This window comes from Oceanicella sp. (genome assembly GCF_056449545.1).
In genome coordinates, this window is record NZ_JBWOMN010000073.1 from 72,715 (window position 1) to 79,424 (window position 6,710).

A 6,710-nucleotide genomic window follows, 5' to 3' on the forward strand; every position below is an offset into this window, starting at 1 on the left:
CCCGCCTTTGCGCCCGGATTCCTCCGCGCCCGAATGCCTCGGCGCCCGGGGTCGGGGCTTTCGCCCTGCGCCGCGCGCCGCTATCGTCGCGCCATGAACAACGCCGCCCCTTTCGCGCCGGACCTCGCCGCCACGCCGATCAGCCCGATCGTGGAAACCCGGCGCTGGATCGCGGGCCGGGATTTCCCGCCCGATCGCCCGCTGATCGATCTCAGCCAGGCGGCCCCGGTCGCCCCGCCGCCGCCCCTGCTGCGCGAGGCCGTCGCGCAGGCGGCGCGCGACGATCCGGGCGCGCATCGCTACGGCCCGGTGCTGGGCAACCCGGCGCTGCGCGGCGAAATCGCCGCCCGCTGGTCGCGCGCCTACGCCGCCCCCGGCGCCCCGGCGCGGATCGACGCCGGGGATGTCGCCGTAACCGCCGGCTGCAACCAGGCCTTCTGCGTCGCCATCGCCACGCTCGCCGGGCCGGGGGACGCGGTGATGCTGCCCTACCCATGGTATTTCAACCACGCCATGTGGCTGCGGATGGCCGGGGTCGAGACCATCGCCCTGCCCTGCGGCGCGGACATGCTGCCCGATCCCGAAGCCGCCGCCGCGCTGATGACGCCCAAAGTCAGGGCCATCATCCTCGTCACCCCCAACAATCCCACCGGCGCCGAATGCCCCGCGCCTTTGCTGGAGCGGTTCTTCAAGCTGGCCGAGACCCACGGCGCCGGGCTGGTCGTCGACGAGACCTACCGCGATTTCCACAGCCGCGAGGGCGCCCCCCACGCCCTGTTCCAACGCCCGGACTGGCGCGCGCGACTGATCCACCTTTACAGTTTTTCCAAGGTTTTCCGGCTCACCGGTCACCGGGTCGGGGCGATGATCGCCGACCCGGCGCGCATTCGGGAGGCCGAGAAATTCCTCGACGCCATGACCATCTGCCCCAATCAGCTCGGCCAGATCGCGGCGCTGACCGGCCTGCGCAAGCTTGGCGACTGGGTGGCGGGCGAACGGCGCGAGGCGCTGGCGCGGCGCGGCGCGCTCATCGCCGCGTTCCGCCAGGCGCTGCCGGGCTGGGGCCTGCTCGGCTGCGGCGCCTATTTCGCCTATCTGCGCCACCCCTTCGCCGAGTCCGCGCATGATCTGGCGCGGCGCATGGCGGCCGAGCAATCGCTGCTGACGCTGCCGGGTTCGATGTTCTGCCCGCCGGGCGATCCGCTGGGGCGCGCCACCCTGCGCATGGCCTTCGCCAATGCCGACATGGCGGGCGTCAGCGCGGCGCTCGCCCGTCTCGCCGCGATGCGGGGCTGAGCCATGGCCCGGCGCGATTTTCTCGAATTCTTCGCCGGCGGCGGCATGGCGCGCATCGGGCTCGGGCCGGGCTGGCGCTGCCGGTTCGCCAATGACAACGACCCGTTGAAATGCGCCGCCTATCGCGACAATTTCGGCCCCGACCATCTGCTGGAGCGTTCCATCGCCGAGGTCTCGCCCGCCGAAATCCCCGGCCATGCCGATCTGGCCTGGGCCTCGTTCCCCTGCCAGGACCTGTCGCTGGCGGGCCGGCGCCGCGGCATGTCCGGCGGGCGTTCGGGGATATTCTGGGCCTTCTGGTTCGTCATCGAGCAGCTGCTGCGCGACGGGCGCGGACCGCGCACGCTGGTGATCGAAAACGTGGTGGGGCTGGCAAGCTCCAACGGCTCGGACGATTTCGCCGCCCTGACGGGCGCGCTGGCGCAGGCGGGCTACAGCTATGACGCGCATGTGATCGACGCGGCGGATTTTCTGCCGCAATCGCGCCCGCGCCTTTTCGTCTTCGCCTGGCGGGGCGCCGCGCCGCCGCGCATGATCGACCCGGCCCCCGAACGGCCGACGACGCTTTATCGCGGCCTGACCCGCATCGGGCCGGAGGCCGATCACGCCTTCGTGCCGCTGCGCCTGCCCCGGCCGCCGGCGCGCAACCTGCAATTGGCGGATCTGATCGAGACCCGCCCCAAAGACCAGAAATGGCGCGACCCGGCGCAGACCGCGCGCCTGCTGGCGATGATGACCCCGCGCCATCGCGCCCGCATCGACGCCGCCATCGCCGAGGCGAAATCCACCGGGCGGCGCGTCGCGGGCGGGCTGTATCGGCGATCCCGCCCCGACGGCGCCGGCGGAACCGTGCAGCGCGCCGAGGTGCGTTTCGACCTCGCCGGCTGCCTGCGCACGCCGGCGGGCGGCTCGTCGCGCCAGACGCTGGTGTCGGCGGAGCCCGACGGGCGCCTGCGCAGCCGCCTGCTGTCGGCGCGCGAGGCGGCGCGGCTGATGGGCCTGCCCGAGGATTACCGCCTGCCCGCCGCCTACACCGCCGCCTACAAGCTGGCGGGGGACGGGGTGGCGGTGCCCGCCGCGCGCTGGATCGCCGCCCATCTGGTGGAACCGCTGCTCGACTGGCAGGACGCGGCGGCGGCGCGCGACGCCCCGCGCGACGCCGATGACCCCGGCGATGCCCCCAGCGACGACCCCGGCGACGGCGCGGCGGTTGTCAGCGACCCCGCCGGGCTCTAAATACCAGAGTCAGCCGTCTTGCCCCGCGCGCGCAAGGCCGCAGACTGGAACGACGCAACCGCCCGACCGACAAGCCGCCCGACCGAAAACCGCCTGACCGAAAACCGCACGACGCCCGCGCCACGAAGGACCGAACCAGATGCTGCAATTCTTCCGCTCCGCTTCCGGGACCTGGCTGTTCAAGGGACTGTTCGTCGTGCTGATCGCCAGTTTCGCGGTCTGGGGCATCGGCGACGTGTCCATCGGCGGCGCCGGCAACCGCGTCGCCAAGGTCGGCGACGAGGAAATCGCCATCGACGACTACGCCCGCGCCCTGCAGCGCGAGATGCAGTCGCTGTCGCGCCGCGCCGGGCGCAACATCACCATGGACGAGGCCCAGACCCTGGGCATCCCGCAGGTGCTGCTGGCGCGGCTCACCCGCGACGCGGCGCTGAACGGCGAGGCGGGCAAGCTCGGCATCTCCGCCGACGACGCGGCGCTGCGCCGCGCGATCCTGCAATCACCGTCCTTCCAGGGGCCGGACGGCGTATTCGACGAACAGCAATACCTGTTCATCCTCAACCAGCTCGGCTTCGAGGTGGATCGCTTCGAAACCGACATGCGCCGCTCGCTGGCGCGCGACGTGATTTCCGCCGGGCTCACCGCCGGAACCCGCGCCGCGCCGGGCTTTGCCGAACTCGCCCTGTCCCGGCAGCTGGAAAAGCGCGAGATGACGCTGCTGATCCTGACCGCCGACGCCAACGCCGACGCCCCCGCGCCCCCCGACGAGGCGACGCTGATCGCCTGGCACAGGGACAACGCCGACGATTACGTGGCCCCCGAACGCCGCGACGCGGTGTGGATCGCCATCGACCCGCAGGCGTTGATCGACGATGTGGATGTGCTCGAAGACGACCTGCGCGCCGCCTATGCGGCCGCCGACGAACGCTACAACATCCCCGAACGCCGGGTGGTCGACCGCCTGTCCTTTCCCGACACCGCCGCCGCCATGAAGGCCAAGGCGGCGATCGACGCGGGCGAGATGGATTTCGCCGCCGCCGCCGCCGCGCTCGACCTGAAGCTTGACGACGTGACGCTGGGCGAGGTGACCCGCGACGACCTGCCCGCCGACATGGCCGAGGCGGCGTTCTCGGGCGAGCTGGGCGTCGCCGGTCCGGTGAAAAGCGGCCTCGGTCCGGCGCTGGTCAACGTGCGCGCCATCCTGCCCGGGTCCTCGGTCAGCTTCGAGGCGGCGCGCGACGAACTGCGCGCCGAACTGGCGGCGGCCGACGCCATCGACCTCGCCGCGGGCAAGGCGGAGGAGGTTGCGGACCTGCTCGCCGGCGGCGCCACGCTCGAGGAAATCGCCGCCGAGACCGGCCTGACGCTGTCATCGGCGCGGGGCGTCGCCGCGGATGGCGACGGCGCGCCGGACGGAATCGCCAGGAGCGCGGACTTCCTCGGCGAGCTGTTCGCCGCCGAACCGGGGCAGGATCGCGACCTGATCGAGACCCCCGCCGGCGCCTGGATCGCGCTGCGGGTGGACGCGGTGGCCGAGGCCGCGCCGCTGGATTTCGAAGCCGCGCGCGCGAAGGTGCTCGAAGACTGGACCGCCGCGCAGCGGCGCGACAGCCTCAACGCGCTGGCCGATCGGATCATCGCCGAACTTGAGTCGGGCGCCCCCGCCGACGCGGTGGCCGAGACCCACGGGCTGACCCCGATCCGCAGCGGCCCGATCACCAGGTCCGCCTCGCTGCCCGGCGCCCCGGCGGCGCTGGTGGAAACCCTGTTCGCGACCCCGATCGGCAAGCCCGCGCGGGTCGACGAGGACGCCTCGGTCGCCATCGGCGTGGTCACCGCCATCGCCCCGCCGGACCTCAAGGACCCGACCTTCGCCGGGATCCTCAGCCAGTGGCAGGCGGCGATGGACGATTCGGTGGGCAAGGACGTCTACGCGCTCTACGCCATGGCGATCCAGAATCGCGAGGGCGCGACGGTGAACCCCAACGCCATGGAGCAGGTGATCAACCAGCTGCGCTGACGCAAGCCCCCCGGCGGCGGCGGCCTGCTCACGCGGGAGCAGGCCGCCGCTCCATGCGTGGGCGCCGCTTCCGATCGCATGGCCGGCGGGCCGCTCAAGGAACCTGAATGATGCAGATTCGCCCCGATTTCGCCGATTTCGAGACCCGCTTCGCGTCCGGCGAAAATCAGGTGCTGTGGACCACGCTGCCCGCCGATCTCGACACCCCGGTGTCGCTGATGCTGAAACTGGCGCAGGCCCGCAAGGACAGCTTCATGCTGGAAAGCGTCACCGGCGGCGACACCCGCGGGCGCTATTCCTTCATCGGCTTCAAGCCGGACCTGGTCTGGCGCTGCCGGGGCCGGGCGGCGCAGATCAACCGCGCCGCGCGCTATGACGCGGAGGCCTTCGAACCCGACCCCCGCGATCCGCTGACCAGCCTGCGCGCGGTGCTGGAGGAAAGCCAGATCGAACTGCCCCGCGAATTGCCGCCGGGGGTGTCCGGCCTGTTCGGCTATCTGGGCTACGACATGGTGCGCCATGTGGAAAACCTGCCCGACGCGAATCCGGATCCGCTGGACCTGCCCGACGCGATCATGATGCGCCCCACGGTGGTGATCGCGGTGGATGCGGTGAAGGACGAGGTGACCATCGTGGTCCCGGTCTGGGCCGGCGACGCGACGGGCGAGCGCGGATCGGCGCGCGCCGCCTTCGCCCGCGCCGCCGAACGCCTGTCCGACGTGGTGATGGATCTGGACCGCGCCATCCCCGCCGATCAGGGCGCGGCGCAGGGCGACGCGGTCGAGATCGGCGAACCCGTCTCCAACACCTCCCACGCCCGCTATCTCGAAATGGTCGCCCGGGCCAAGGATTACATCGCCGCCGGGGACGTGTTCCAGGTGGTGCCCTCGCAGCGCTGGGCGCGGGATTTCCCGCTGCCGCCCTTCGCGCTCTATCGGGCGCTGCGGCGCACCAACCCCTCGCCCTACATGTTCTTCTTCAATTTCGGCGATTTCCAGATCGTCGGCGCCAGCCCCGAGATCCTGGTGCGGGTGCGCGACGGCAAGGTCACCATCCGCCCGATCGCCGGCACGAGGCCCCGCGGCGCCACGCCCGAGGAGGACGACGCCCTGCGCGCCGAATTGCTGGCCGACCCCAAGGAACTGGCCGAGCACCTGATGCTGCTGGATCTGGGCCGCAACGACGTGGGGCGGGTGGCGAAGATCGGCACCGTGAACCCCAACCAGCAATTCACCGTGGAGCTGTATTCCCACGTCATGCACATCGTCTCCAATGTCGAGGGCGAGCTGCGCGACGACGTGGACGCGCTGGCCGCCCTGCTCGCCGGGCTGCCGGCGGGCACGGTGTCGGGCGCGCCGAAGGTGCGGGCGATGGAGATCATCGACGAACTGGAAACGGAAAAGCGCGGCGTCTACGCCGGCGCGGTGGGGTATATTTCCTCCGCTGACGAGATGGATGTCTGCATCGCCCTGCGCACCGCGGTGCTGAAGGACGGGCGCATGTATGTGCAGGCCGGCGGCGGCGTGGTGCATGACAGCGACCCGGAGGCCGAATTCCAGGAAACCGTCAGCAAATCCCGCGCCCTGATGCGCGCCGCCGAGGCGGCGGGGCGGTTTTCAGGCCGGCGCAACTGGTGACGCCGGCTCAGGCGCGGCCTTGCCCTGACCGCCGCCGTCCATGAGCCCGGGCATTCAGCCCGCGGCGCCGCGCTCGGCGATCCAGACCTCCATGGTGCCCTTGGGCAGGTCGCGGTAGCGCCCGTCCAGCGACACCCGGGTCAGCGGCGGCGGCTGCCCGCCGAACGCGTCTGACAAGGCGTCGCGCAGCAGCGCCGCGAGATCGCCGGCGGCCTCGGCCTGGGCGTCGTAGTAGTAACGCACATCGTTGTTGTCGAGGTCGATGGGGATCACCTTCACCTCCGCCACCGCGTAGCCGGCGGCTTTCAGGCGCGCCACCACGGCCTCCATTTCACCCATGTCCGTGCGGCGCGTGACGTGGATGATCAGCGTGGGCAGCGGCGCCGGCGGCGCGGCGACCCGGCGCGCGCCCTCGCCCGCGCCCTCGCCCGTCAGCGCCGCCAGCCGGTCGGCCCCGCCCTGATCCGTCGCCTGATCGCCGATCGGGGGCAGGGTCGAGCGACCGGCGCCGCCGGCCTCGC

Annotated in this window: 5 protein-coding genes; 4 read left to right on the top strand and 1 reads right to left on the bottom strand. The window is 71.9% G+C overall.

Annotated features, from left to right (window positions below):
- Positions 1-93 precede the first annotated feature (93 nt).
- The 4 genes from AC1HC7_RS10685 to trpE all read left to right on the top strand — a co-directional run bounded on the left by AC1HC7_RS10685 (position 94) and on the right by trpE (position 6,189).
- Entirely contained in the window at positions 94-1,296 is a 1,203-nt protein-coding gene (locus AC1HC7_RS10685) for an aminotransferase (protein WP_479496751.1), read from the top strand.
- 3 nt (positions 1,297-1,299) lie between these two features.
- The gene (locus AC1HC7_RS10690) at positions 1,300-2,532 is read left to right on the top strand and encodes a DNA cytosine methyltransferase (RefSeq protein WP_479499005.1); all 1,233 of its coding nucleotides are present in this window, start codon (positions 1,300-1,302) and stop codon (positions 2,530-2,532) included.
- Positions 2,533-2,671: 139 nt separating this feature from the next.
- Positions 2,672-4,552: a peptidylprolyl isomerase gene (locus tag AC1HC7_RS10695; RefSeq protein ID WP_479496749.1), complete on the top strand. Its 1,881-nt coding sequence runs from the start codon at positions 2,672-2,674 to the stop codon at positions 4,550-4,552.
- Positions 4,553-4,662: 110 nt separating this feature from the next.
- Positions 4,663-6,189, top strand: a complete 1,527-nt coding sequence (trpE, locus tag AC1HC7_RS10700) for an anthranilate synthase component I (protein WP_479496748.1) — start codon at positions 4,663-4,665, stop codon at positions 6,187-6,189.
- 54 nt (positions 6,190-6,243) lie between these two features.
- Here trpE and AC1HC7_RS10705 read toward each other — a convergent pair.
- A partial coding sequence (locus tag AC1HC7_RS10705; RefSeq protein ID WP_479499006.1) for a hypothetical protein occupies positions 6,244-6,710 on the bottom strand: 467 nt, incomplete at its 5' end.

What these genes read in the sequence shown, in the direction of transcription:
- AC1HC7_RS10690 (WP_479499005.1), top strand. Translation starts at nt 1,300, where the DNA reads ATGGCCCGGCGCGATTTTCTCGAATTCTTCGCCGGCGGCGGCATGGCG.
- AC1HC7_RS10695 (WP_479496749.1), top strand. Translation starts at nt 2,672, where the DNA reads ATGCTGCAATTCTTCCGCTCCGCTTCCGGGACCTGGCTGTTCAAGGGA.
- trpE (WP_479496748.1), top strand. Translation starts at nt 4,663, where the DNA reads ATGCAGATTCGCCCCGATTTCGCCGATTTCGAGACCCGCTTCGCGTCC.
- AC1HC7_RS10685 (WP_479496751.1), top strand. Translation starts at nt 94, where the DNA reads ATGAACAACGCCGCCCCTTTCGCGCCGGACCTCGCCGCCACGCCGATC.